At 58.8% G+C, this 25,417-nt stretch carries 24 protein-coding genes and 1 riboswitch; of the genes, 9 read left to right on the forward strand and 15 right to left on the reverse strand.

Going from position 1 to position 25,417, the window contains the following annotated elements:
- Positions 1–5: 5 nt before the first annotated feature.
- Positions 6–818: a YdcF family protein gene (locus V9G17_08395; GenBank protein ID MEI2752608.1), complete on the forward strand. Its 813-nt coding sequence runs from the start codon at positions 6–8 to the stop codon at positions 816–818.
- A gap of 90 nt (positions 819–908) precedes the next feature.
- Here the strand turns inward: V9G17_08395 and V9G17_08400 are convergent, their stop codons facing one another.
- Entirely contained in the window at positions 909–1,307 is a 399-nt protein-coding gene (locus tag V9G17_08400) for a hypothetical protein (protein MEI2752609.1), read from the reverse strand.
- Between the two features lie 133 nt (positions 1,308–1,440).
- Here V9G17_08400 and V9G17_08405 point away from each other — a divergent pair, with 133 nt between their 5' ends.
- Together V9G17_08405 and thrH are read left to right on the forward strand one after the other, a co-directional pair.
- Positions 1,441–2,238: a YkgJ family cysteine cluster protein gene (locus V9G17_08405; protein ID MEI2752610.1), complete on the forward strand. Its 798-nt coding sequence runs from the start codon at positions 1,441–1,443 to the stop codon at positions 2,236–2,238.
- An 82-nt stretch (positions 2,239–2,320) separates the two neighbouring features.
- Positions 2,321–2,941: a bifunctional phosphoserine phosphatase/homoserine phosphotransferase ThrH gene (gene thrH, locus V9G17_08410; GenBank protein ID MEI2752611.1), complete on the forward strand. Its 621-nt coding sequence runs from the start codon at positions 2,321–2,323 to the stop codon at positions 2,939–2,941.
- Positions 2,942–3,019: 78 nt separating this feature from the next.
- Here the strand turns inward: thrH and V9G17_08415 are convergent, their stop codons facing one another.
- The 6 genes from V9G17_08415 to V9G17_08440 form a co-directional block, all read right to left on the reverse strand.
- Positions 3,020–4,882: an ATP-dependent DNA helicase RecQ gene (locus V9G17_08415; protein ID MEI2752612.1), complete on the reverse strand. Its 1,863-nt coding sequence runs from the start codon at positions 4,880–4,882 to the stop codon at positions 3,020–3,022.
- Between the two features lie 243 nt (positions 4,883–5,125).
- Complete coding sequence (locus V9G17_08420) at positions 5,126–5,554, reverse strand: hypothetical protein (GenBank protein ID MEI2752613.1); 429 nt, start codon at positions 5,552–5,554, stop codon at positions 5,126–5,128.
- 71 nt (positions 5,555–5,625) lie between these two features.
- Complete coding sequence (locus tag V9G17_08425; protein ID MEI2752614.1) at positions 5,626–7,293, reverse strand: alginate export family protein; 1,668 nt, start codon at positions 7,291–7,293, stop codon at positions 5,626–5,628.
- A gap of 250 nt (positions 7,294–7,543) precedes the next feature.
- On the reverse strand, positions 7,544–7,843 hold the full coding sequence (locus V9G17_08430) for a twin-arginine translocase TatA/TatE family subunit (protein ID MEI2752615.1): 300 nt from the start codon (positions 7,841–7,843) through the stop codon (positions 7,544–7,546).
- 94 nt (positions 7,844–7,937) lie between these two features.
- Entirely contained in the window at positions 7,938–8,222 is a 285-nt protein-coding gene (gene tatA, locus V9G17_08435) for a twin-arginine translocase TatA/TatE family subunit (protein ID MEI2752616.1), read from the reverse strand.
- A gap of 272 nt (positions 8,223–8,494) precedes the next feature.
- A complete protein-coding gene (locus V9G17_08440; protein MEI2752617.1) occupies positions 8,495–9,964 on the reverse strand; it encodes a class I SAM-dependent methyltransferase in 1,470 nt (489 codons plus the stop codon).
- Positions 9,965–10,165: 201 nt separating this feature from the next.
- On the opposite strand from V9G17_08440, the gene V9G17_08445 reads away from it, so the two are divergent.
- The 6 genes from V9G17_08445 (at position 10,166) to V9G17_08470 (ending at position 16,451) form a co-directional block, all read left to right on the forward strand.
- Positions 10,166–10,741 carry a hypothetical protein gene (locus V9G17_08445; GenBank protein ID MEI2752618.1) on the forward strand — a complete coding sequence of 192 codons (576 nt, stop codon included), beginning with the start codon at positions 10,166–10,168 and terminating at the stop codon, positions 10,739–10,741.
- Positions 10,742–10,878: 137 nt separating this feature from the next.
- Positions 10,879–11,610 (forward strand): hypothetical protein, encoded by a 732-nt coding sequence (locus V9G17_08450; protein MEI2752619.1) that lies wholly within the window; start codon positions 10,879–10,881, stop codon positions 11,608–11,610.
- Between the two features lie 71 nt (positions 11,611–11,681).
- Positions 11,682–11,757, forward strand: a riboswitch (Fluoride riboswitch).
- 19 nt (positions 11,758–11,776) lie between these two features.
- On the forward strand, positions 11,777–13,471 hold the full coding sequence (locus tag V9G17_08455) for an ABC transporter ATP-binding protein (protein ID MEI2752620.1): 1,695 nt from the start codon (positions 11,777–11,779) through the stop codon (positions 13,469–13,471).
- A 111-nt stretch (positions 13,472–13,582) separates the two neighbouring features.
- Complete coding sequence (locus V9G17_08460; protein MEI2752621.1) at positions 13,583–14,356, forward strand: glycosyltransferase family 2 protein; 774 nt, start codon at positions 13,583–13,585, stop codon at positions 14,354–14,356.
- Entirely contained in the window at positions 14,353–14,652 is a 300-nt protein-coding gene (locus V9G17_08465) for a lipid-A-disaccharide synthase N-terminal domain-containing protein (protein ID MEI2752622.1), read from the forward strand. Before V9G17_08460 ends, V9G17_08465 begins: the two co-directional genes overlap by 4 nt.
- A gap of 11 nt (positions 14,653–14,663) precedes the next feature.
- A complete protein-coding gene (locus V9G17_08470; GenBank protein ID MEI2752623.1) occupies positions 14,664–16,451 on the forward strand; it encodes a glycosyltransferase family 39 protein in 1,788 nt (595 codons plus the stop codon).
- Positions 16,452–16,470: 19 nt separating this feature from the next.
- On the opposite strand, the gene V9G17_08475 is transcribed toward V9G17_08470, so the two are convergent.
- From V9G17_08475 to V9G17_08510, 8 genes are all read right to left on the reverse strand, one after another.
- Positions 16,471–17,556, reverse strand: a complete 1,086-nt coding sequence (locus tag V9G17_08475) for a phosphatase PAP2 family protein (GenBank protein MEI2752624.1) — start codon at positions 17,554–17,556, stop codon at positions 16,471–16,473.
- Positions 17,553–18,683: a hypothetical protein gene (locus V9G17_08480; protein MEI2752625.1), complete on the reverse strand. Its 1,131-nt coding sequence runs from the start codon at positions 18,681–18,683 to the stop codon at positions 17,553–17,555. Before V9G17_08480 ends, V9G17_08475 begins: the two co-directional genes overlap by 4 nt.
- Positions 18,670–20,859: a M1 family aminopeptidase gene (locus tag V9G17_08485; protein MEI2752626.1), complete on the reverse strand. Its 2,190-nt coding sequence runs from the start codon at positions 20,857–20,859 to the stop codon at positions 18,670–18,672. Before V9G17_08485 ends, V9G17_08480 begins: the two co-directional genes overlap by 14 nt.
- A gap of 33 nt (positions 20,860–20,892) precedes the next feature.
- Entirely contained in the window at positions 20,893–21,681 is a 789-nt protein-coding gene (locus tag V9G17_08490; GenBank protein MEI2752627.1) for a response regulator, read from the reverse strand.
- A gap of 138 nt (positions 21,682–21,819) precedes the next feature.
- A complete protein-coding gene (ftsY, locus tag V9G17_08495; GenBank protein MEI2752628.1) occupies positions 21,820–22,734 on the reverse strand; it encodes a signal recognition particle-docking protein FtsY in 915 nt (304 codons plus the stop codon).
- 88 nt (positions 22,735–22,822) lie between these two features.
- Positions 22,823–23,275, reverse strand: a complete 453-nt coding sequence (gene ybeY / locus V9G17_08500) for an rRNA maturation RNase YbeY (protein ID MEI2752629.1) — start codon at positions 23,273–23,275, stop codon at positions 22,823–22,825.
- A gap of 17 nt (positions 23,276–23,292) precedes the next feature.
- Positions 23,293–24,354 (reverse strand): PhoH family protein, encoded by a 1,062-nt coding sequence (locus V9G17_08505; protein ID MEI2752630.1) that lies wholly within the window; start codon positions 24,352–24,354, stop codon positions 23,293–23,295.
- Between the two features lie 115 nt (positions 24,355–24,469).
- Positions 24,470–25,252: an Ig domain-containing protein gene (locus V9G17_08510; protein MEI2752631.1), complete on the reverse strand. Its 783-nt coding sequence runs from the start codon at positions 25,250–25,252 to the stop codon at positions 24,470–24,472.
- Positions 25,253–25,417 lie beyond the last annotated feature (165 nt).

Raw genomic sequence — 25,417 nt, forward strand, 5'->3', positions numbered from 1 at the left:
CGTCTATGGACCTCACCCCCATGTGGTTCGGTGTGTATAAAGCCTTGAAATACCTACTCTATCCATTCTCATGGATTGTCATCGCCGGACTATTCACCCTGTTGACCGCCTGCTTCCCTGTGTCTCCCAGGAGGACGACTTGGGTCAGGCGGTTCGCACTCCTTACCGTCCTGCTGCTCTTGCTGACGGCCACTCCGCTTCTTTCCAGCCTGTACATTGCGCTGCTCGAATCACAGTACCCACCGTTCCAGCCCACTTCCACATCGACGTTCGATGCGGTGGTGGTCCTAGCCGGAAGTGTCTATCAGAAGGGATCACTCCGTCCAATCGACGAGGTCGCTGATGCCTCGCGTCAACGTACGGCTTGTGGCGCGGATTTGTGGCAATCGAATCTTGCCCCGAGAATGTTGGTCACGGGAGGCGACGCCACCATACTCAGAACCGGTCCCAGGGTCTCCCACGAGATGAAGCGGTGGGCGCTCCGCCTCGGCGTGCCGGAATCCGCCATCCTGGTCGAAGACAAATCGAGGACCACCTATGAAAACGCCGTGCAGACCAAAGCCCTGCTTGGGTCAGGACGCATCCTCTTAGTGACCTCCGCCTATCACCTGCCTCGCGCGGTGAGCCTGTTCGAAAAGCAAGGATTTATCGTGACACCCGCTGCATGCGGCTATGAATCCCAACACACTCCACAACAAATCTGGGAACAGGCGACCCTCTTTGACCTCCTTCCTACCGCCAAGGCCCTGCTCGTCACCACCCAAGCCATCGAGGAAGTCGCAGGAATCATCGTCTATTGGCTGGCTGGGAAATTGTAGTCTACTCAAGCCCCTAGCCTGTCGAGACTCCACACAGGCACACACTCAAGACCGTGTAGCCATGCGAGGAACGACTCTCGTGTATAGGGATCATTCGCCGGAAGACTCACGCTCAAGATAGTCAATGACGGATGCGTAGGTCAGCTCACGAACACGAGCCTTGGAGGGAGGAACTGCGCCGACATTGGTTTCGAGCCACACGCGATCGGCGATCTCGTTGCGCGCGTCGCTGCAGCGTCGCCACATCTCGTGCAAGAACTCAACGGGCAGCCCGACTTGCACCCCTTCCGATTCAGTACGGTCATCTAAAATAGCCAGTAAATCCGCGATGGCGTGGTCCGCTTGATAGGGCGGTGCCGAGAAACCGAACGCCTCCTGAGCCTGCAACTCCTGCCGGGCCTGCTCGACAAGGTCGTGCATATACTCTTTCAGCAATCCGATAATGTGGCCGGATAAACGCATCGTCGACAGAGTAGCCGCAACCATCATCACGGGGCAAGACCGGAAGTCGTGCGGCGCTGGTTGACCGCGGATTCGGAGGTTCTCTATGATAGCGCCAGCCTCAGAATGGCATGAACGTCGTCGCGCCGCGACACCCATTCGAACACAAAGATCGATGGTCGTGAGCAACCAAACCACCATTCAACATTTTGAAATCTCGCTGCAGACGCCAAGCGGAGAAGTCAGCACCGCCGTGGGAGTGCCGACCGCGTTTGTGCCGGTCACCGCGATCCTCCCGCTCATGCGCAGTCTCGGAGAAGAAGCCCAGGCATTAGAGCACCGCCCGTTACTCGATGCCGGCCAAACAGTCTCCTGTGAAAAGGGTTGCGCCGCCTGCTGCCGGATGCTCGTGCCGATTTCGGCACCGGAAGCGTTTGCGCTCACGAACACCATCGATCGGTTGGATCAAAATGAACGGAATCGCCTGTTATCCAAGCTCGACTTGGCTCAGCAACAACTGGCTCGGGCCGGGATCCTGACACGACTCTCTTCGCTGGCCGAGTCTTCAGAGCCCGTGAGTGACGAGGCTATTGAGCCGTTAAACCGGGACTACTACGCGCTTCGTCTGCCCTGCCCTTTTCTCGACCACGAAATCTGCAGCATTTACGCCGATCGACCAGCCGCCTGCCGGGAACTCGCGGTCACCTCACCGGCCACAGAATGTCAGGATATGACCCAGCAGACCGTCCAGCCGATTCCCGTCGCCGTTCGCCTCAGTACGGCGCTGAGCCTCCTCTGGGCAGACCTGACCGGAACGGCACCCAGGCTGATCCCGCTCCCACTGGCCGTCGATTGGGCCAGACGGCATAAGGAAGAGCAGACTAGGCAATGGGCCGGCACAGAACTGTTCGAGAAGGCCATGGACAAGATCTGGCGGTATCTCAGCCAGGAAAAGGCTCGTCGCAATAGCGGGGGATAAGTCAGCCCGCCGGCTGGCGCTTATAACTGTTCGCCACCGAGAATTCACTTTTTACCATCCACAAACTCCCACAGGAGGATGAATGCAGAACCCCGTGATTGTGTGCCTGGACCTAGAGGGCGTGCTGGTGCCAGAAATTTGGGTGAACTTTGCCATCAAGACCGGCATCGACGAGCTCAAGATCACCACCCGCGAAATGCCGGATTACGATGCTCTGATGACACGCCGCCTCAACATCCTGGATCAGCACGGCCTTACCCTGGCCGACATTCAATCCGTGATCGACGCCATGGGACCGATGGAAGGTGCCGCCGAATTTATGGCCTGGCTACGGGAACGGACCCAGGTCATCATTCTGTCGGATACGTTTTATGAATTTGCGCGTCCGTTGATGCGCCAGCTCGGATATCCGACGATTTTCTGCAATCAGCTGGAGATCGGGCCGACCGGCAAAATCGTCAACTACAAATTGCGCCAGCCCAACCAGAAAAAACATGCGGTGGCCGCGTTGAAGAATCTCAATTTTCGCGTCATGGCGGCCGGAGACGCCTACAACGACACCGCCATGCTGGGAGAGGCTCACGCCGGATTCTTCTTCCGCCCGCCCGAGCATCTCCCGAAAGAGTTCCCTCAGTTTCCCGTGACGACGACCTACGCTGACTTGCAAGAGCAGTTTCGAAAGGCAGGGAACTTGAGAGGATAATCGCAGACCAATCTCCTGATCCTTCTGCTCGAATACGCGGACAATGAACGGATCGTCGGGTGATAAGAAAACGGCAGCCTAGTCACAGGCTTCATTCACGACGCCGAGCACTCGACGGCCGTACCGTTCCACCTTGACCTCGCCGATTCCAGGAATTTCTTGTAGCGCAGCAAGCGTCACGGGTTTGTGTCCGGCAATGTTCCGAAGGGTCTTGTCGTGAAAAATCACGAACGGCGCGACCCCTTCCTCCTCAGCCAACTCCCGCCGAAGCTGGCGAAGCCGTTCAAAGAGCTGTGGGTCGACGACAACGGTGTGCGGAGGCGCCATCGACCGACTCTCTCTACCTTCTTGCGGCTGCAGCACCGATACTCCGGGCGCCTCTGCCCTCTCTTGCAACACCAGGGAACTGGTCCCTTTCACAACTTCCTGGCCCTTCCGTGTCAGGTCGAGTGTGGGATACTCCAGTCCTTCAACCTGCAGATATCCCGCCTCGATCAGGTCTTTCACGACACGAGTCAACGCCGTCTTCGACCATGTGTGATACCCACCGTACTCGGGACAGTCTTCCGCTCCATAGGCCAGCAGCGCCTTCGATCGACTTCCACGGAGCAGCTCGACAATCCGAGTCACACCGAAGCGACCCATACACCAAGACACGGTCGACAGGACCGCCTTCGCACAGGGCTCCTCCTCACCGACAACGCCCAGGCTTGGCGCAGGAGGGCTTGCACAACGATCACAAAGGCCGCAAGGCCCCAACGCCCGTTCAGCCTCATCGCTGAAGTAGTCGAGAATCGCGAGTTGCCGACAGGTCTCGACCGACACATACCCCAACAAATCCTGCAGCAACGTCTTCATGCGATCAGCCCGCGCTGAACTGCCGGACTCCTTCGACGCCTGCTGAATGAAATATTCCTGCGTCGCGACGTCACGCTCATGAAAGAGCAGCAGACAGGCGGCAGGTTGCCCGTCACGACCAGCCCGACCCACTTCCTGATAGTAGGCCTCCAGACTTCCCGGTATATCGAAATGCACCACCAGTCGGACATCCGACTTATCGATCCCCATCCCGAACGCATTGGTCGCCGCCAAAATCCGCACTGTTCCCAGGCGAAACTCTTCATGAACCGAACGGCGTTCCTCATCCGACAACCCCGCGTGATAGTACCCGACGGACGAATACGACTGCCCCAGGCAGGCCGCAACCTCCTCCACGGCTCGACGCGTCGCGCAATAGACGAGAATGGTGCCCGTTTCATACTCACGGACCACGCGAGCAAGGGTCGCCAGTTTCTCCTGGCGGGAACGGCAGGGACGGACAGACAGCGCCAGGTTGGGCCGGCGAAATCCAGTGACCAATCGAAGTGGATCCTGAAGCGACAGCCGCTCACACAGGTCTGCCTGTACGCGTGCCGTCGCGGTGGCCGTCAAGGCCAGACAGGGCGGACTCTCGAGTTCCCGTCGTAACCGACCGATGTTCAGATAGTCGGGCCTAAAATCGTGCCCCCACTGGGAAATACAATGCGCTTCGTCCACGACCAATAACGAGACCCATAACGAGCGTAAGAGCCGGAGAAACCGCTCATGCTGCATTCGCTCCGGGGCCAGATAGAGTAATTGCAACCGGCGCAGTTTGAGATCCAACACCACCCGATCGCGCTCCTGCTCGGAGAGCCCGGAGTGGAATGCCGCGGCCGCAATTCCACGCGCCTGCACACTGTTCACTTGATCCTGCATCAGAGCGATGAGTGGAGAAATAACCAGCGTCAACCCCGGCAACAACGTGGCCGGCAGTTGATAGCAAAGCGACTTGCCCTGGCCGGTCGGCATGACCGCCATCGCGTCGCGCCGGGACAGCACTGCCTCCATCACTTCGCGCTGGCCCGGGCGAAACGTGTGGAAACCGAACTGTCGGCTCAGCTGTGTGTTCAGATCGTCCACGGTGAGGAACGCAACGCACGAATGGTGATGAGGATGACGAATCAGCCGAGTATAGAGCGCGCCACTGAGCCCGGGCAAGCCGGCAGTCTAGAAAGACCATCCAGCCGCGTGTTTACGTGGCTCAGCCTGGCACCCCGAGGCAGAAAATAGGAAACCCCGCCGGGGATCACCCGACGGGGTTTCACTGTTCGAGACAGGCAGGGGGTCTCCCTCACGCCTCGCAAGAAATGTTGCGATCCACTTCTACGGAGCGGTATAGCTGCCGTACTTCGGCACCGTATCGCATCCGGGACCTTGATCTTGATTCGCCACACACAGGTAGCGCAACGCGCCCTGCGCAGACAACCGGGCTTCCTTATGCAGACGAGCCTTGCCGTAATCCACCGCCATCTTCAACTGGCGCATGGCATCAGCTCCCACTCCGCCGGATTGAGCCTTGCTGAGCCCATCCTGCAATTTCGCCGTGGCGCTATCGATGACGGACCGGTCAGACCCCCACCGCTTGGCCAAATCGACCGTGGTGCGCTTGCCGAGAGCCGGCGCATCGGTCAACTCGACGATGGCATCGTTCACTACCTGAATCGCATCCGCGACCTGAGCCTGCGCGGTAACCGGCTGGCTGCCGATCGCCAACGCTGCGATGCCCAGCGTTACGAACATGAGTTTTTTCATCACGTGTCTCCTTTGTCTTGCATTCGCGATCAGTCGCTAAGGACTAAGCGCTATGAGCTGAAGCCTTCTCCCTAGAAGTTCATCCAGAGGGACATGTACGCCCAGTGCTGATTCTGCGTCTGATTCAGGGTGCTGGTCAAATAACCACCACCGAAAATCGTGCCGTACGCAGCCTGGAGCGCCACCTTGCCGTCAGCGAACATTCTGGTGTACGCCACGTCAATTTCGTCGCCGATGTGGGTCTTGGTATTGTTCTGATTCGAAAAGACGTAGCAGCCCTGCGCCCCTCGATACCAGCAATCCTTGGAGTTGGCGAGGTTCAGGTTCGTGTACCACAATTCGATATGGTCACGAGCGGAAGGACGGGCCTGCAAGTTGACGGACGGAGACAGCATGTTCTTCCACGCTTGCACGTCCATATAACCCATATGGATGTGGTTCGTCGGGAAGAAGTTTTCAAAGGTATTGGCGGAACTACAGGAACCGGGTGTCGCACCGCAGGTGTTATTGCGGCTGTCGCCGGAAGCGTAATCGAGATTGAATGCCAATCGCGTCTTCCACGCCGTGTCATAGAACGTGTAGCCGATCCAGTTTCTGGTCGCCCACGCGTTGATGTGCAAACACTTTTGTTCGCCTGAGCAGGCCCCAGCCTGACCCATTTGGCCGAACTGGTACGCAATTTCGTTGCTGAAATCGAACCCGCCCTTGCGCACTTCGATCCGGTTTCCGATCATGTGGCGAGTCTGGTTCGAATGCTTGGCCGTTCCAAGCCCTTGTGCCGCATTGTCCGCCGAACCATACCGATTCTGGTACAACACGTAGAACGGCTCAATGACCATTCCAGGGACCATCTTGATTTGGTTGTAGAAAATGAACATGTCGGCATCGCGCTGCGCATCCTGACCGCCGCTGCCGGCGATGTTGGCCGCGCCGCTCCCGACTGGAGCAGCCTGGCCAAGGTCGCTTTCCGAGTTACGGAACCAGCCGAAGTAGCTGTCCCAGTTCTTGGTCTGATACGCGAACATCACACCATCATGCGAATAACCGGTGTTGGCCCAGTCGAAGTGACCGAACAGAGAGTGATTGCCGAACACGACATATTGCCGACCGACCTTCACACTCAAGCCCTGCACATCGGCTAGATTTCTGATCAACATGTAGGCCGCACGGACGCCCAACCGGCCACCGTTGCCGGCTCCGCCTGCGGATGCGCCGTTGTGGTTCAGCGGATCACCACCGTTCCCCGCATTCACCGCGCTGCCATTGCCGCCCCAAGTGGCGCTGTCGATGATTTCCACATAGAAGTTTACGTCTGGGGAGAGATCATACCCGATACCCAAACGCATCCACTGCTGCACGAACATGTCGTTGCCCTTGTTACCGTTGCCGGAAGCAGCGCCTCTGGCGTTGGCGCCTCCGAAGGAGTTACAAGCTCCTGCGGCAAGCTGCGCGCCGCCGAAGCAGGCATTGTTGCGCATTTCAGGCCGCACACGCAGATCCGCGCGCATCCAGAGATTCTTGATATCAAAGTTCCGGCCGATGACCGGATCGTACAGTTCGTACGCTTCCTTTTGCGGCATGTTACGAGGAATTGCAGGAAGGTTAGTGATACGTTCGCCCGGGGGAAGTTCAAATCCGGCAAAAGCCGGGACTGTCAGACACTGCAGAGCCGTCACTGCCACAGCGCCGAAGATGGCGGCCAATCGGCCCCATCTGGTCCGTCCATGGATGCGTTTCATAGCGTTCCTCCTGTGAATTGGATGGCAACCCGTTGTGTACCCACTCACGCCGGGTGCCGCCTATACATCCAACCGCTATTGCACTACAAAGCCCACTTTGTGCGTGATGTCGGGATGCTCGAACCTGAATGGTGCCCACCATTCGGCCCCGATCCTCGTTTCAATCCTGAAACGAGCTTCTCACACCGTAAGGTCTTGTATTGTTGCTCTGGTCACCTCCCTTCGCAGCCGTAGAGCGGATATGAGGGAATTAAGCCTGCTTGGGCAAACCCGATTCCTCTGCCCCCTGCTCTACGCCCGATGTTGCGTGGTTGATTTGTTCTTCCGCTTCCTTCATCGACGACTCGAAATCCTGCTCCACCATTTTCATTTCTTGCTGAATCATATTGATCTCAGGCTCAACGGTCTTCTTCAGATCGTCTGCCGTTTCCTTAAATCCCTTGACGGCCTTACCCACCTGACGTCCGATCTCAGGCAACTGCTTGGGCCCGAAGAGCAGGAAGGCAATGACCAGGATTATGAGAATTTCACCAGCGCCAAGACCGAACATGGTGTTCCATACTGAGGGGGGTGTCCTGAAGCCCGAGCGGCGGGACGCCGAGGTCGCATCGCCGTCATTCGGTCTACATCCTCAGTTTCGCAAGTTACCCCTGCGTCGTTCGTGGCGGTGGAGCTGCACCGGCCTGCTGCGCAGGCGGCGGTGTCGCCGGCTGTCCGGTTTGCTGGATCTGTGCCGCAGGCTGAGCCGGGGCGGGTTCCGCCTCGGTGGCCGTGACGTCAATGGCATCCGCTTCGTGAACCGATTTCTTAAACCCCTTGATTGCCTTACCTAATCCCTCCCCGAGCTGAGGAATTTTCCCGGCACCGAAGATAATCAGAACGATGATGAGAATCAGCAACAGCTCCATCCAGCCAAACGAACCAAACATGGTACTGTATGCTCCTTGTTACAGCTGTGTGATTATTCGCACGACGCTGATTCACGCATTCGCGACCGCAACACCGTCTCGTGAAGAACGTCGCTTAAGGTAATCTTGCCTGCGAACCCCCATCCCGCTTGAATTCTCGCGATGCACGGAAGGGAGAGGTATCTTCTCTTAGAAATCGCGGGAAAGGCTATAGAAATGAAGTTAATTAGTCAAGCTCTTTCTCCCGCAGACATCACCTGGTGGGCCCGTTCTCCGACACGCACCAACGCGGCTTACGGACGACAGGCAAAGTGATAATACTCGACAGGACTCGGGGGTGCCCCGAGCGCCATCAGCACCGCCTCGCGCTCATAGCCCAAATCCTCCAACTCCGGTTGTGCCTGACTTAATTCTTCTTCAGTGATATACGCAATGGTATCCGGGACCCCGTTCGGTTTGAGAGAGAGCAGGATAGCCTGCGTTGCGTCGCGCTCCTCGGCCGGCATCTCACTGCGCAAGGGGAACTCGATCTTGCGTTGATACGGACTCTCATAGGTCTCGTTCAAGGTGCGGATGGTTTTGACCGTGAGCCGATCCAGTTCCCATGCCGGCACCTTTGAACCGACCATTGGGTGACAGGCCAGCAAATCCATCAGCGTCATCACATTGGTGACCAGCCGACTCCCGACAAACTCGCGCTGCGTTTCAATCGTGACCGAGTTCAGACCCAGATGCTTGGCCACCGCCTGAATCAAGGCCAGGTTCACCATGAAGCTGTACTGACCGCCGAACTGGCCGTAACAGGGCTTGTCCGGATCGTTAAGTACGTCCATATCCGCCGTCCCGGCATCGAAGCTGCTGAAACCCACCGCATCCGGGGCCAGCACCCGCTTCGCTTCCTTGAGGGAGGCAAAGGCCCCGAGATTGACCGGCACTAACACCTCATCGTCGATCGCCTTCATGAACTCGGTGATCGTCTTGCGATAGGGGACGTCTTTCCAGTCCACCTTGTGGTATTCGCGCTCCCAGATCAGATCGTCCAGAAAGGGCGGGAATTGTTTCAGTCGTTCGATGTCCTTCTCGTCGAAGGCGCGGATAAATCCCGACCAATCGGCGATCGCTGCGGCCTTATGCTCATTGAGGTTCGGCCGGAGGTGCTCCTCTTCGAACTCGCCGGCCTTCTTGACCATGAGCTTGGTCGCCAACTCATTCCAGAGTTCGTTGCACAGAATACGGTCGACGGTGCCATCGGCAATGGTCGTCATGTTCTCGACCTCCGCACACAACGACTCCACCTTCGCCAGATGGGGAATCAGATCCGGATGGGCACGCGCCCGGTCCAACGCGTGGGCCTGGGAATCGACCAACAGATACCGCACACGCGGATATACCCGCCCGTCCTTATCGAGACGCTGCAGATGACTGAGAAAGCAGGCGGCCAGATTGCCGTTGCCGGGCCCCCACTCCATGACCGTTAACTGTGGCTGGGAACTGGAATCGGTGGACGGCGTCGCAGCCGGCCCGCCTGATGTCCCACGGGTCGCAGCGATTTTCTTGTCACGCTTGGTGACCTGTTCGAAATAGTCGGCCGCCAGCGCGTGCGCCAATCGATAGTCGGCCGAGGTGAATGTCTGGTAGAAACTGCGTTGCTGGTCGCCCCGCAACTGATAAAACAGCGTATTGATATGAGCCTGCCAATAGTCGACCGGCTTGTACTCCCCAAGCGGTTGCGGCAGTGCGTCGGGATCCTCTAACGGCGTCATGAGGTGCTGTTCCATATCTGTCCCCCTGTAGAAAGAGGGAAAGTCTAACAGGAAGCAATTTTCGCCCGCAACCTACCCCGCGCGATTCCTCGCCCCGCCTCGCCGCGCAGACCTCCCACTTGCCACGCGAACCGTCCGGTCAGAGAGCCGGCATGGAGCCGTTCCTTGACAGGCCGGCCGGGCAGAGTGTACCAAGACGGGATGAGGCAGTCGCTCTGGTTCTGCACTCCCATCTTCCTGCTCTCCGGCTCCCTCCTCTGGGCCGAAGATCTCCCGCTCACTCGGAATGTGCCGATTCCGGATTTCCAGAATCGCACGGAGAGCCCAAAGCCGTATAATTTCGACGCCCCACCCGAAGGGATGTTTCGCCACATTGTGCTCGCCGAAGGGTTTGACGAGGAACTCGGGTTTCAACGGACCCACGAAATTGTTCCCGTGAGACCGACCGAGCAGTTCCCTGCCGGCCCCAAACCGGTCTTCATTGTCTTCGAACTGCACCAGCATTACCAATCGTTCCAAGTCTTTGGGCGCTGCTACCCGGAGAACGTAGCCGGACTGGACGAACGCACCGTGGTCACCGAAGATGCGATGTACATCGCCCTGGAGGACCAAACCGGCTACCTGAAGCTGTTCCCCACAGACAGCGGCTGGAAGCCGGGCCGGTATAAGGTGGAGATCCACGCCGGTGAGCAGGTCAACGACATGAGCCTGATGGGCACCATGCGGTTCACCATCACCGCCGCGACGAACTCGGACTCCCCTGCCCGAAACCAATAACCCCATCCCCCACCTGTGACTAGATTGACGCCCGCTCCGGCACTGAGCTATACCGGTCTGCGCACCCCAGGCAAGAGCCCCAGGATAGAGGGTCGGCCCGCCGCAGGCACCTTCGGCCAGACAGGAGTCGTATCGCCTTGCAGTGGGACATTCTCGCCACCATCCTCCTCACGGCAAGCATCCAGTCACTCTTCGGCGTGGGAGTGTTGCTGTTCGGAACTCCGATCCTCCTCGTGCTCGGCTATGACTTCATCACGGCCTTGACCATCCTCCTCCCGATCTCGCTGACCATCAATCTCTTGCAAGTCAGCAAGGACTACCGGCACATCCAGAGGCCCTTCTACAAGCACATCCTTACCTTGTCGATTCCCTGCGTGGTGCTGTGTCTCTTGCTGGTCACGAAACTCAAGCTGAACATCGGGAGCATTGTCGGACTCTTCTTGATCGTCGCGGCGCTCAAGAGCGTTTATCTGCCATTCAATCGGTTGATCGAATCGCTGGTGCGTTATGAACGTACCTATTTCATCGTGATGGGCATCGTCCATGGCCTGACTAATCTGGGCGGCTCGCTGCTGACGGCCATCATCCACAGCAAACCGTACGACAAAGACCAAACCCGCGCCACGACCGCCGTGTCCTACGGCACGTTCGCGCTGTTTCAACTCATCACGTTGGGCATCTCTCTCGGTCCTTCCGCAATCGCCACCTCTGCCACCGCACTCTACATGGCGGTGGGCGTGAGCATGTTCCTCACCACGGAACTGCTGCTGTACAGCAAGATGAGTACGGAACGCTACCGCACCACCTTCGCCGCGTTTCTCTTTCTTTCCGGCACAGCCCTGATCTTCAAGTCGCTCTTCCTTCGTTAACCGGATGCGGGAAGCGCCGGTTGTGTTGACGCAAGACCGGATCTCAGTCTAGACTTCGCTCAGTTAGAGCAAATCCACCAGGTGATGGAGTTCACCGAGAACCGCCGGTCGCGCGCCTCGCGCTCGGCTGATAACTCCTACCAGCGCCCACGCGGTAGGAGTGTTTGTGCATCAGGGTCCCACCACAACCCCAACCTATCCCCAGTATCAACTCACTGAAGTCCTTCGCGATATCTTCGCCCACCTGGGGATGTTGCTGAAACTGGAGCGATCGATCCTCGGCATCATCGCGTCTTACTCCGTCGCCATCGGGCTCTTTCTCCTCTGTGTCCCCATTGCCGTTCAGGAGCTCGTCAGCACGTTCTCCTTCGCGATGGAACCCCGCATGATCTTTACGTTGACACTGTTCGTCGCCAGCTCCCTGACCGGGGTCGCGGCGTTCCGTGTGCTGCAGGCGCGCGCCGTGGAGACCTTCCAGCAACGAATCTACACGCGCGTCGCAATCGGATTCACACGCCTCCTACCCCGCCTCCGCGACGATACGTTCGCCACACCGCAGGCCTATCGGTTCATGGAGGCCGACTTGCTGACCCGCGCCTTGGTGGCCATGGTGGCGGACCTGTTTAATGTCGCCGTAGTCGGTACGATCGGGGTGACCATGCTGATCTTGTTTCACCCCTTCTTTCTCCTCTACATTCTGGTATTGATTCTGGGCTTTGTGGGATTACTGACGCTCTTCGGGCGCGGCGGCTTCTTCATCACTCTGGAGATGTCTCGACTCCACTACGATATTTTCGGTTGGATTCAAAACATTGCGCACAATCTCCCCCATCTGCGAGCCGCAGGCGACAGCCCGTATCTCCTTGAACGCACCGATACCCTGACCCGCACCTACGCCCGAATTCGGCAGCGCCGATCCGACACACTGACCGGGCGACAGTACAAAGCTGCAGCCCTCTGGCAAGTCGTCGGCCACAGCGGATTGCTCATCACCGCCGGACTCCTCGTGGCGGATGGACAACTCACCGTCGGGCAATTCGCCGCCGCCGAAGTGTTGGTCGGCAACCTGCTGCTCAACATGGATACCCTGGCCCGACGCATGGTCGCCATGTTCTTTACCTTTGTCTCTTGTCGAGAAATTGCCGCGGTCTTCTCCCTGCCGACCGAGGAGGACGGCGCGCAGGAAAACGTCCCGGCGGCACAATTCGGAGCAGCCGGCATCCGCATGACATGCCGGAACCTCTCTTATTGCGGTCCGGATGGTGCGCCGATCTTCGAGAACGTGTCTCTCGATGTCGCGCCTGGGGAGAAGGTGGCCATCGTCTGCAGCACGAACAACACGAAAACCGCTCTCGCCAAGGTCCTGGCCGGACTACACCCACCGACGGCCGGGTTCATTCGATACAACGATATGAGTCTGGTCGAGGTGAGCCGCGACTCGATCAGCCGGGTTCGCGGACTTGTCCTCGATTCCCATCCCACGTTGCTGGACGGAACGCTCGAAGAGAACATCACTCTTGGCCGTCCCACGATCGACTACCAAGACCTCCAATGGGCGCTCCGGTTCGTCGAACTGGACCACGACATCGATGCGCTGCCGCAGGGATTGAACACGCGCGTGTCCAGCCTGGACAACACCCTCTCCATGAGTCAGATTCTGCGGCTCCTCGTCGCCCGAGCGATTGTGATACGGCCGCAATTGCTGATCTTCGACGGCACGCTCCACAACATGCTGCCGGCCACACGTGAAGTGCTGCTTCGCCGCCTCTGCGCCAAAGACGAACCCTGGTCGGTCATCTTCCTGTCCAACGATCCGAACTTCTCGGCCTTTGTGGATCGTCGAATCTCGCTCGATTCATGAACACAGCCACACAGCCTGGGACAGAACCGTTTGACCGCCCCTCTATGCGTTTTGTAGAATGGGCGCCGTGCACAGGGACAAACCGCTGCGTGAAGGAACTGTTTCCGCTCCATGACTGTGACCCGCCCATGGGCCTCCGTAGTCATCCCCATCAAGGATGAGCGCGACAATCTGGTACCCCTGACTGAGCAACTTGTGAAAGTCCTGGACGGCCGGGAGGAGTCGCGATCGGCTCCGTTCGAATTGATCTTCATTAACGACGGCAGCTCGGACGGCAGTGCGGACATCCTCGACGGACTGGCCGCTCAATACCGCACCGTGAAGGTCTTTCACTTTGATCGGAACTACGGGCAATCGGCGGCGTTCGATGCCGGGTTTAAGCAATCGACTGGGGAATTGGTCATGACCATCGACGGCGATCTGCAAAACGATCCAGCGGATATCGCCACGTTGCTCCCGCACATCAAGACCTTCGACCTCGTCTGCGGCTGGCGAAAAGACCGCCACGACAACCTCACGCGCAAGATTTCCTCCCGCATTGCCAACAACGTCCGCAGCGCGGTTACCGGTGATCGGGTGCACGACACCGGCTGTTCGCTCAAGCTATTCCGCCGCCCGGTGGTGGAAAAAATGCAGCTCTTCGAGGGCATGCACCGCTTCTTTCCAGCCCTCGCCTTGATGCACGGGTTCACCGTCACCGAAGTGCCGGTGCGCCACTATCCACGCACCCGGGGCACGTCGAAGTATGGCGTGGGCAACCGCCTCTTCAAAGGCCTGTACGATCTGGTGGCTGTGCGATGGATGCAGCACCGGTGCCTGCGCTACCAATACCGTACCGCTCCGACGACATCATCGCCTTCGGTCTCGGCCCCCACACGACTATGACACTCGACACCATCTGGCTGATTATCGGATTCCTAGGGCAGGGAATCTTCTTTATGCGCTGGGTCGTCCAGTGGATCGCCTCCGAGCGCCATGCGGAAAGTCGCGTGCCGACCGCCTTCTGGTACATGAGTATGATCGGCGGGCTGATTACACTCGCCTATGCGATCTATCGGCAGGATCCTGTCTTCATCGCCGGGCAAAGCATCGGCAGTATCGTCTATCTCCGCAACCTCATGCTGATTCACCGTCCCAACCACACCGACTCCGGCACGGCATCCCCGGCGACCAAATCCTAATGGAACTTCACATGAACGGACAGCACCCGTCCTCGCAGACGCCGGCGCAGGCCGACCGATCGATCCAACCGTTGGCGCTCGTCCTGCTATTGGCTCTGGCGGCCGTGCTCTTCTTTGTTGGACTTGGTTCCCTCGGGCTGACCGATCGAGATGAGGGGCGGAACGCCGAGGCCGGCCGTGAAATGTACGAAACGGGCAATTACATCAGCCCCACATTCAATTACGAGCCGCGCTTCGCCAAACCGGTGTTTGTCTATTGGTTGATGAGCCTCTCCTATCACGTCTTCGGGGTGAGTGAATTCGCCGCGCGCTTCCCGTCGGCCATCTTCGGTATTGGGCTCATCCTGCTCCAATATCTCTTTCTGACGCGCTGCCGAGGACCGGTGGTGGGCCTCTTCGGCGCGGCCATGCTGTTACTGAACCTGGAAATCATCGGCCTCAGCCGGATGGCACTGACCGACAGCGTGTTGATCTTCTTCACGACCCTGTCGCTCTATGGATTCTGGCTGGGCTTATATGGGGAAGGCCGTGAACGCCACTACCTGTGGCTCTTCTACATCGGCATGGCGCTGGCAACCCTGACGAAAGGCCCGATCGGGTTTCTGATTCCCATGTTGGCCGTGGGATTGTACCTGTGGCTCACCCGTTCCTGGTCACACTTCTGGCGTCAGGGGTTTCCCATTCCCGGCCTCGTACTGTTTCTACTCCTGGCGTTGCCCTGGTACCTCATGATGCTGAATATTCATGGACAGCGGTATACGACCTCGGCGCAGGGCGACACAATCGGCCGGTTCTTCGGCACCATGGAAGGACACGGCGGCACGCTCCTCTTTTACCTCCCCGTGTTCCTGCTTGGATTTTTCCCCTGGAGCAGCCTGCTGCCCTTCGCCTGGTACCAGGCCTATCGCAGCTGGAAGGACTCGAAACAATCCGGCGCGCTGCCCCCGTCGCAGACCTCGGTGTTGGATGTCCATCCTTTGCCCCACGCGCTCGAATGGTTCACGGCCGCCTGGATTCTGGGAGGATTGGTGTTTTTCAGCCTGTCCTCAACCCGCTTGCCGCATTACATCGGTCCGCTGTTTCCCGCGGCGGCGATTTTGACGGCCTCCTACTGGAACCGCTGCGTGACCAACCAGACGACTCCGGGCCTGCGTGCCGCAATCCACACGATGACAGCCGTCGGCTGCATCTTGGCGCTGGCCTTTGCCTCGTTGCCGCCCCTCTACGCCAAATTCGCAGGGAAACTAGTCGATGAATTCCCCCTCGCAGGGCAAGTGACGCTTGGACCAGGCCCCTATACCGTTGCCTCGATCTTCCTGCTGGGAATGGGCCTGATTGCCTATTTTGGATTCAGCGAAACGAGGCGACCGGCCGTATTCTGGGTTGCCGGTGGATCACTGGCCCTCGTCGTACTCGCCGCCACACAGCTGACTTTTCCGCTGGTGAACCACTTTGTCATCGAACCGCCCCAACAATTGGCAGAAGTCGCAGGCGTCAATCTCGGGCCCAACGACCGGCTAATCCTCTACGGACAACCACGCCCCTCTTTGGTGTTTTACGCGAAGCGGAAAGCTATCGTGGTGCCGAAGAATGAAGAAGCGAACATCAAACCCTATCTGACTCAACCCGGACGCACCATGATCCTCTTACCGGCGGCGCTGAGAAATAGATTGCCGTTCGAAACGATGGACTACCCGGTTCTGCTCGAACGGTACGGCTACATCTTGCTGGCCAACCAATCGCTGATCCATGTGCCGGAAGAGGCGGAGCAGCCGCCGATTCGCATTCCAGGACATTGACATCCTGCTCACTCTCTCTTCACTGCAACGGCACAAGCCCTTTACACGCCTGGATCACGACCACCACAGCAAGAACTCCTCCCGCATAAAGGACGTGGCCTGAGGAGGACGGCGAGGCCGCCACGCACGCGTCCGTATAGGCGACTCTCCCATTCCATCGTGCGAAACACAATAATCCGGCCAAGCCGATGATGACCGGTGCGCCGGTCACGACACCTAACCCCAGTCCGACCAGACCTTCTGCCGCTGCAACTCTCGTCATATCACCGTCGCTCGCCGGATTCCGACGTCCTCCCATTCGCAACGCCACACCTCCGACTACCAGCATGATCCCGGAGGCAAGCAGGATGTGATCCGTCAGCGGATCCACGATTCGATGTGTCAACACCCAAAATAGGCCCGTGAGCAACAGGACCACTGGGGCGATACGAACTAGCGCCTGCGCACAAGATCGTCCCCACCAGCGCAGCGGACCATTAAAAATCGAGCCCACCACAAACCCCAACACCATCCCCGCCACCACGTCACCCGGAAAATGGGAGCCACGCCAGACCCGGCTGGCTCCGACCCACGCGGCCAGGGCAAACGGCACCCATCGATACCGGGGTAACGCCCTTGCCAGCACAGTCACCACGGCCACGGTCGCGGAGGTATGGCCGGACGGAAACGAATCCAAACCGGAATCCAGCGATGGCCACCATTGCCACCCGCCCGAATGTGTCAGCCTGGGTCTCGGACGGCCGATGATGTGCTTCAGCCCGTTCACCAGTATTGCCACCACCCCATGCGCCAGGAGGCTATCCAGCGCCACGCGTGTGAGGGGCTGGCGCTTCGCCATGTACCCAATCCCCAGGAGCACGAGGCTGATGGTCACGAGCGTGCCACCATTGCCGAGCTTCTCGCCCAGATCACCTAACGATTGGAGCGCCGATAGATTGTGCGACCGAAGGAACCACAGGATGGGGATGTCGATATAAAACAGCGCCGCGAACGACCCAAGCAAGGCAATCACCGAGAGCAGGACCGCCGAGATCGGTGGGCTGGCCGGTGGTGGTTCAGGCTGCACCGTCACCGGCGCAGCCGACCCGTCACCTGATTCGATCATGGAACCCAATCGGCGAGAAACACATTGAACTCTCCGGGCTCCTTGGCACCTCGGTCCGACACCCATACCAGGGTCTTCCCGTCCGGCGAGAACATCGGAAAGCTGTTGAAGTGTCCATCGACCGTCAACCGCTCCTGACCGGATCCGTCTTCGTTGACCAGATAGAGGTGAAAATCCGGTCGCCCCGATGCGTTTCGCGTCTCCACATTGGACGCAAAAATCACCCGATGGCCGTCGGGATGGAAAAACGGCGAGAAGTTTGAGGCGCCGTTATTGGTCACCTGCTGCTTATTCGACCCGTCGGCATTCATGATGAAAATTTCCAGTCGTCCGGGCTCGACCAGATTTTGAGCCAGCAGCGCTTTGTACTGATCCAGCTCCTCCTGATTGCTTGGATGCTGGGCGCGATAGACGATTCGCTTGCTGTCGGGCGAGAAGAACGCGCCGCCGTCGTATCCGATCTCCTGCGTCAACCGTCGAGGGTGGGTCCCGTCCAGATCCATTGCGTAGATATCCAGATCCCCATCGCGCATGGAAGTCCATACGATGGTCTTGCCGTTGGGAGAGACTGTGGCTTCGGCATCGTACCCCGGCGTGTTCGTCAACCGTTGCGGGTCCAGCCCGTCGATCCGAACGGAAAAGAGATCGTAGTCATCCAACGCCCAGCGATACGCTCCGTCGCGCTTTGGCTTCGGAGGACAGTTGGGACCTCGCAGGTGGGTCGAGGAGTACAGGACCCGGCGATCGCCGGGAAAAAAATACCCGCAGGTCGTGGTGCCGGCACCGGTGCTGACCATCCGGATCTTGTCGCTTTCGAGATCCATCACGTACATTTGATAACAGCCGAGCGGGACGTCGGACGGATGCATCGCCGCGGCAAACGTGTCTTTCATCCAATTGTTCGTGGACTGGAAGATCAGTTTATTGCCGCTGAAGGAGAAGTAGGCCTCGGCATTTTGTCGGCCGAACGTCAGCTGCCGGATGTTCGTCAGATGTCGTTCGGACGAAGCAGCGGGTTTCGCCGGGGCCTGCGCACGTTTCGGCTCAGCTGCTGCCGGCGGAACCATCGAGGTGGCAACCAGCGCGAGTCCCAGCATCCCGATCATGGCCACCTTAACGTGTTTCAATTGGCACCTCTGCACTCATCATATCCTCCCAATCTCCCCGTGCAACCACGGCTCCTTCATGAAAAACCACATAACTCTGCCACCCGTAAAAAAACAAGAGTCGAGCCACACGCCCGAGCGCCTGGGGCGTCACTCCATACAGCAGGGTTACCACACTGCCGGGATACTCATCACGCCGACAGGAGACCAGCAACGCCATGGTGGCGCCTTCGTACGTCTTACCCGCCACGGAAAATCCGTCCTCGAGGAGACGGACTCGTTCGCCGCAAGAACGCAAGGCTTCTGCCGCCACCGGATTCTCGCGCGGATCGCCCAGCAACAGCAACGATCCCGGCGGCGCAGGCCGGTTACCCTCACGTGATTCAAGCACCGCCGTGCGCGCGGCACCAGGCTTCGCCGCTTCCTGCGCGGCGATACGCTGGAGGATGTCGCCGAACGGGCCCGGCCTCCCCGCGGCGTCTTGGGCCAAGACAACGGTTCGCTGGCCATCCGTCACATACAGATTCAGCATGGGAGCCATCTCGCTCCGTGCCACACGCCGGAACAGATGATAATCCGGATCCAACCGGACTGCCGACGGCGGCTCCGCAAGGGGCACGACCAGGTCCTGCTGTGCGGCGCTCAATGGAACGCGTACGCGCTGGGTGCGCCCCTCACTCAACACGAACTCCAGCTCCACTGACGCTCGATAAGGCTCGTCGCGCTGGGCGATATGGACCGTCGCCTCGATGACGTTCGCGTGGCCGGACGCGCCGGGGATACTCTGCGCTCGAAGGCCGGACAGGGCGAGTTCCGGTACACCGGCACGCTCGACCCACTGGGCAAAAAACCATCGCAGGTCGCGGCCCGCCTCTTCCTGAAAGATCCGCTCCACATCACTCCAATCGGCCACTGCTCCAAGATACCGTTCCGGAATGCGCTTTAGCGCCCGCCAAAATACCGCATCGCCCACTTCCTGTCTGAGCGCATGAAAGACCATGGCGGATTTCTGGTAGCCGATGGCATTGTCTTTCTCATCACGCTTTTGCGCAAAGCTCTTGAGCGGGTATCCTTCGTGGGGACGCACGTAGACGGAATAACCCAGCAACATCAACCGCCGTTGCTCACGAGCCTGCGCCTTGTCGCCGGTCAACTCGTGATAGTAGTAGTTGGACAGATAGGTCGTCAGCCCCTCCACCCAGTTGCCCTGGCTCACCCGGTTGAAGACCCCATTGCCGATCCAGGAATGCACGATCTCATGCCCCAACGCATATGGTTGCGTATAGTGCCGCTTGATGACCCCGCTTCCCAGCAGCGTGAAGGACGGCATGCCCAATCCGCTCGAGAAAAAGTTTTCGACGACGGCAAATTGTGAAAAGGGGTAGGCGCCCAGCAGCGGGATATAGGCGTCGAGATATCTGGCCGATGCATCGAGGTACTCATCGGCCAGCGCGGCCTCATCCGGGAAGAGATACGTCGCCAACTGAATCGACTGCCCGGATTGCGCCTTCCAGGCGCGAGTCTTGACCACAAACCGGTTGGCCACCACCGTCAACGCTTCACTCTTCGTCGACACCATCCATCTCGAGGCGTCGGCCTGGGCCGTGCCCTGCGTGACGGCGGCCCACCCTTCAGGCAACGTGATGTGTACATCATAGGTGGCCAGCGAATCGTCGAGGTCCGGGTACCACTGGCTCTCGCTGCTGAGATACACCCCCTCCGGACCGATGTGCCCGGCCGTTTCACTCGGCGTAACAAACCGGAGGTGGCGCGGATCTCGGGGCGGATCATCGATTACCCCATGGTAGACAAAATTGAGCCGTATCGCTCCCCCTGCCAGATTCGCAGGCGGCTGCTTCAGGATAATGCGCTGCGACTCCGCCTGACCTGACGCGCTATTCCTTACAAATGGAATCGAGGGGGCGGACTCGCAGGGATCCTGACAATGCGTGAGATCCTCGACCCGCTCCAACACGAGCGTCAGTGCAAGGGAAAATGCCAGTTCCTGCCCGGGAACTCCTCCCGCAACGGTCACTCGATCTGTGGCGACCAGTTGATGGGAATCAGGACGTAATTCAAGGGCCAGCTGATGATGTTCAATCGTCGGATGCTGGAGGACTGACTCAGCGAGTACAGGCGCAGGCAGGAAACAAATTGTGAGCAGACCCAAACGGATGAGGCGATACAAACCAGTCACCCTTCACCGGCACCTCGAGGTGGACGATGAAGATTAACACTCTCGACAGACCATCACAAGCTGGATAGCCATCAACGCCCGCTCCAAATCAATGGGCTTATCCAGCACCTCTTGCGGACCCAACGCCCAGGCCTCGGCCAATAAGGAGTCATTGTGATGTCCGCCCAAAATGATCGTCCGGCCGGCATAGTCTCGCGCCGCAAGCGCCCGCAAGACCTCGACCCCGTTCATCTCCGGCATAGCAAGATCCAGGATCAATAAATCCGGTGCCGAGTCGCCAATCAATCGTAACGCTTCGCGACCATCCTGCGCGGCTCGAACCTGGTAGCCGCGAAGGCTGAGAAACCGCACCAGGAGGTCGCGCGCCATCACATCATCATCAACCACAAGGATCTGCTCATCAGGAAGCTGATCCATCTCTTCCGCGGCACGGGACTGCTCAGATGAGGCCTGTCGCCTCGCCTGCTGCGCCACACGGTGGACGGCTCCGATGAGCACATCCAGCGACAACCCTTTTCGCAGGAAATCCGTGACGTGCAACTCGCGCGCTTGATTCTCCAACTGCTCCGTCGCGCCACCACCGAGGATAATCACCCCGGCGCGCGGGTCCTGCGCTCGGATTTCCTTGAGCACCGCCAAACCATCCATTTCCGGCATGCGCAAATCAAGGAGCGTCACCAGTGGACGAAGCTGTCGAAACAACACGACACCTTCACGTCCGCTGGTCGCAATACTGACCTGATACCCGTGACGGGCGAGTGCCATCTGCAATAGATCGCAGTGCAACCGATCATCGTCGATCACCAGTAACGTGCTCATCATCTTATCCTGTATGTGCCTCACGGCCAATGGCGACAAGGCCGCACAGCGGAAGCAGCCCGTTAGAGAAAGCCTAACATGGGCTCGACGGGATGAGAAGCAATTGAGTGAAAGCGTCTGAGTTGGGGCCGTTAGTGAGGGCTAGAACAACGCGTCGACAAATGCCTTGGCATCAAAGTCCTGCAGGTCCTCGACCGATTCTCCGACTCCGATCAGCCGAACCGGAATTTTGAACGTGTCGGCAATGGCCACCACGATGCCGCCACGCGCTGTGCCATCCAGCTTCGTCAGGGCGATTCCGGTCACCCCGACCGCCTCATGGAACTGCCTCGCTTGAGCAATGGCATTCTGCCCCACTGTCGCATCCAACACGAGCAACACTTCATGAGGCGCCCCCTGACACTCTTGCGCAACGATACGCTTGATCTTTCGCAACTCGTCCATCAGGTTTGTTTTGGTATGCAGCCGCCCAGCCGTATCGATCAACACGACATCTGAACCACGCGCTTTCGCAGCCGTTATCCCGTCATAGGCGACCGCAGCGGGATCCGCGCCCGGGCGATGGCGAATGACATCGACCTCGATGCGGTCCGCCCACACCTGCAATTGATCAATCGCGGCCGCCCGGAAGGTGTCGCCGGCCACGAGCAATGGTTTTTTCCCCTGTTGACGAAATCGTTGGGTCAACTTGGCCACCGTCGTCGTCTTGCCGACCCCGTTGACTCCCACAGCCAGAATCACAAAGGGGCGCGGCCCCTGTGCCACTAGTTGCTCCATCGAAGCGGATTGTGTCGGAAGAAGAATCTGCAGCACAGATTGTCGCAGGAGATCTCGCACTTTATCGGCCGAGGAGAAATTACCGCCCCGCATCTGGGCCCGCAGCTGCCCCATCACACGTTCCACGACCGGCATACCCAGGTCTGCACTGATCAGAGCCACCTCCAGCTCATCCAGCAGCGCCGGATCAGCCGCCCGCCCCAGGAGTCGATCCAGCTGTCCCGTGACCGCATCCCGTGTTTTGGAGAGCCCCGCACTTAGTTTCTGAAACCAACCCACCGCGCACCTCACCCTCTCGTCAAGTCATCAGAATGATTGATGAACGATCCGACCTAGGACTTGTCGTATACGGCGATCAAGTCCTGCATCATACCCGATCCGATCCGCGCGGCACCAATAGCCGTGGAACAGGAGCGATGGCTCGCAGCACGGCCTTTTCACGCCGAGTCATGCGCTGCGCCTCCGCCTCGCTGCGCTCGTGGTCATACCCGCACAAGTGGAGCACACCATGAATCAGCAGCACGGCTAACTCGTGGTCAACACCCTGCTCATGCCGACGCGCCTGGCGAATGGCTTGCGGGAGAGAAATGACGACGTCGCCCAGCAGAGATGAGGATGGCCCAGGGCCTTCCCTGGTCGCGAACGCCAGCACATCCGTTGTCTTGTCACGATGACGGAAGGTTCGATTTAGGCGCTGCATCCGTACGTCGCCGACGATCTCAAGACTCAACAGCGCCTCGGCGTCGCCGACGGCTTGCAATACCTGCAGGGCGAGTTTTTTGAGTGCCCCGAGACGGAGGTGGCACCTCCTCAGCCGCATGCCGATCACAACCGGCATTAATGCGACTGGCCCCAGGAACCTGCGGAAGGAGACGCGGGACGAGTGGGCTTAGAGTCCACGCGATGGCCCTTGGTCTGAGCCTCGCCTTTTCGTTGCTGAGCCGGATGCGCAGGACCAGCCGTGTGGCGATCGTAAGCTTTGATGATCTCCTGGACGAGGCGATGCCGCACAACGTCTCGCTCATCGAAGTAGACAAACTCGATCCCGGCAATGTCCTGAAGAATATCGCGCACCTCGATGAGACCCGACACCCGATCGGACGGCAGGTCGATCTGCGTAATGTCCCCCGTCACGACGGCCTTCGAATGAAATCCCAGCCGTGTGAGGAACATCTTCATTTGTTCGGCGGTCGCGTTTTGCGCTTCGTCCAAGATCACAAATGAATCGTTCAGTGTGCGGCCACGCATGAAAGCCAGGGGCGCGATTTCGATGTCCCCTCGCTCGATCAAGCGATTGGCCCGCTCCATATCCATCATGTCGAACAGCGCGTCATAGAGTGGCCGAAGGTACGGATTGACCTTGGCATACATATCGCCCGGCAAATACCCGAGCTTCTCGCCGGCTTCGACGGCGGGCCGCGCGAGGATGATGCGGCTTACATCTTTCTTCATCAGCGCACTGACCGCCATAGCCATGGCCAAGTAGGTCTTGCCCGTGCCTGCAGGACCGATACCGATCACGATGTCGTGCTTTTCGATCGCGTCCAGATAGTATTTCTGAGTTGGAGTCTTCGGAACGATGAACCGCTTCCGTGTCACGATGGGGGAAGCGCTGAAGAGCAGTTCTTTGAGGGAAGCGTCTTGATTGTGACGGAGGGCGGTCAGCGCGTGTGTGACGTCGTCTGACCGGAGATCGTAACCTTCATTAGTCAACGAGGCGAGTTCATTGAGCACCCGCTCGGCCTGCTTGACGGTCTCGGGCGTCCCCTCCACCGTCACTTCTTCACCCCGCGCCGAGCATCGCACCCCAAACTCTTCCTCAATCAACTTGAGGTGTCGATCGTGGTGCCCAAAGAGGGCTGCGGTATTCGTGCCTTCCCGTAGTTTGATCTTGCGCACGCCGGTGTCGAAAACCCCTTTCGTCAAGACGATAGGAAGATTCTAACAAACCGGGAAAGTCCGGAACAAGGGCGGAGGGGGCGCGCCAGAAAATAAGGAAACCCCTCGGAACAGATTAGCCTTGGGACGGAGACGCCGGCGGTGACTGAGCCGTGGAGGGAATCGAAAGTTCAAACTCCTGCCAGGCTGTACCGCCCTGACCATCTTCCGCCATCACCTTTACCCGGTGAGTCCCTGCAACACCTGCTGTAACATTCCACGTCAGTTGGCCCGTCACCTTATCGATCGTCATCCCTGGAGGACCAGTCTCCAACCCATAACTGACGCTATCTCCATCGGGATCCTTCGCCTGGACGACATATTCGTATTGCTCTCGACTCGTTAACGCGGTGGGAGTCGACAGGATTTGTGGTGGGGAATTCCCCAGCACAATCGGCACCGACCGAGCTGGAGCGGCGAGTGCATCCTGATCTCGCGCAACCACCTCGACTGCCACAATGTCTTTGCGGCCGAAACCCGCAGTATCAAGAACGTTGTCCTCCCCTTCCTTCACTTGCTTGTCATTCCGCCACCAACGGTACAGGTATTGGATGTCGTCATGGTCTGGATCAACCGCCTCAACTTTGGCAAAGACGCGATTTCCCTTGTCAGGCGAATCCGCCTCAATCGTGACGCGCGAGACGAGAGGCGGAGTATTCACCACAGTCACCGGATCCGTACGATAGGGGGGACTCTCTACCTGGCCGTCAGAGGCCACCACTTCAAGCGCAACTGTATCACCTCGCTTCACACGATCGGCCTCGAACTCAAACCCCGTCGCCCCCAGGACCGGACTTCCGTTCACGATCCACTGAAGTCGTGTTACCGGTTGGGTACCGTCCGGGTCGTCAACAGCCACATGCGCCGTGATAGGTCCCGCCAAGACGAGAGGATTTGGAACAATGGTTACCAGGCGGACGGTCGGAGGGTGGTTAGTCTTTGTGCTGCCTGCTGCACCCGCCCCATCCTGAGGAGATGACGAACACCCGCCGCAGACAGCAACCGCGAGGACCATCAATCCCAG

Origin of the sequence: Nitrospira sp., assembly GCA_037045225.1 — a bacterium.
In the GTDB taxonomy this organism is placed as follows: domain Bacteria; phylum Nitrospirota; class Nitrospiria; order Nitrospirales; family Nitrospiraceae; genus Nitrospira_A.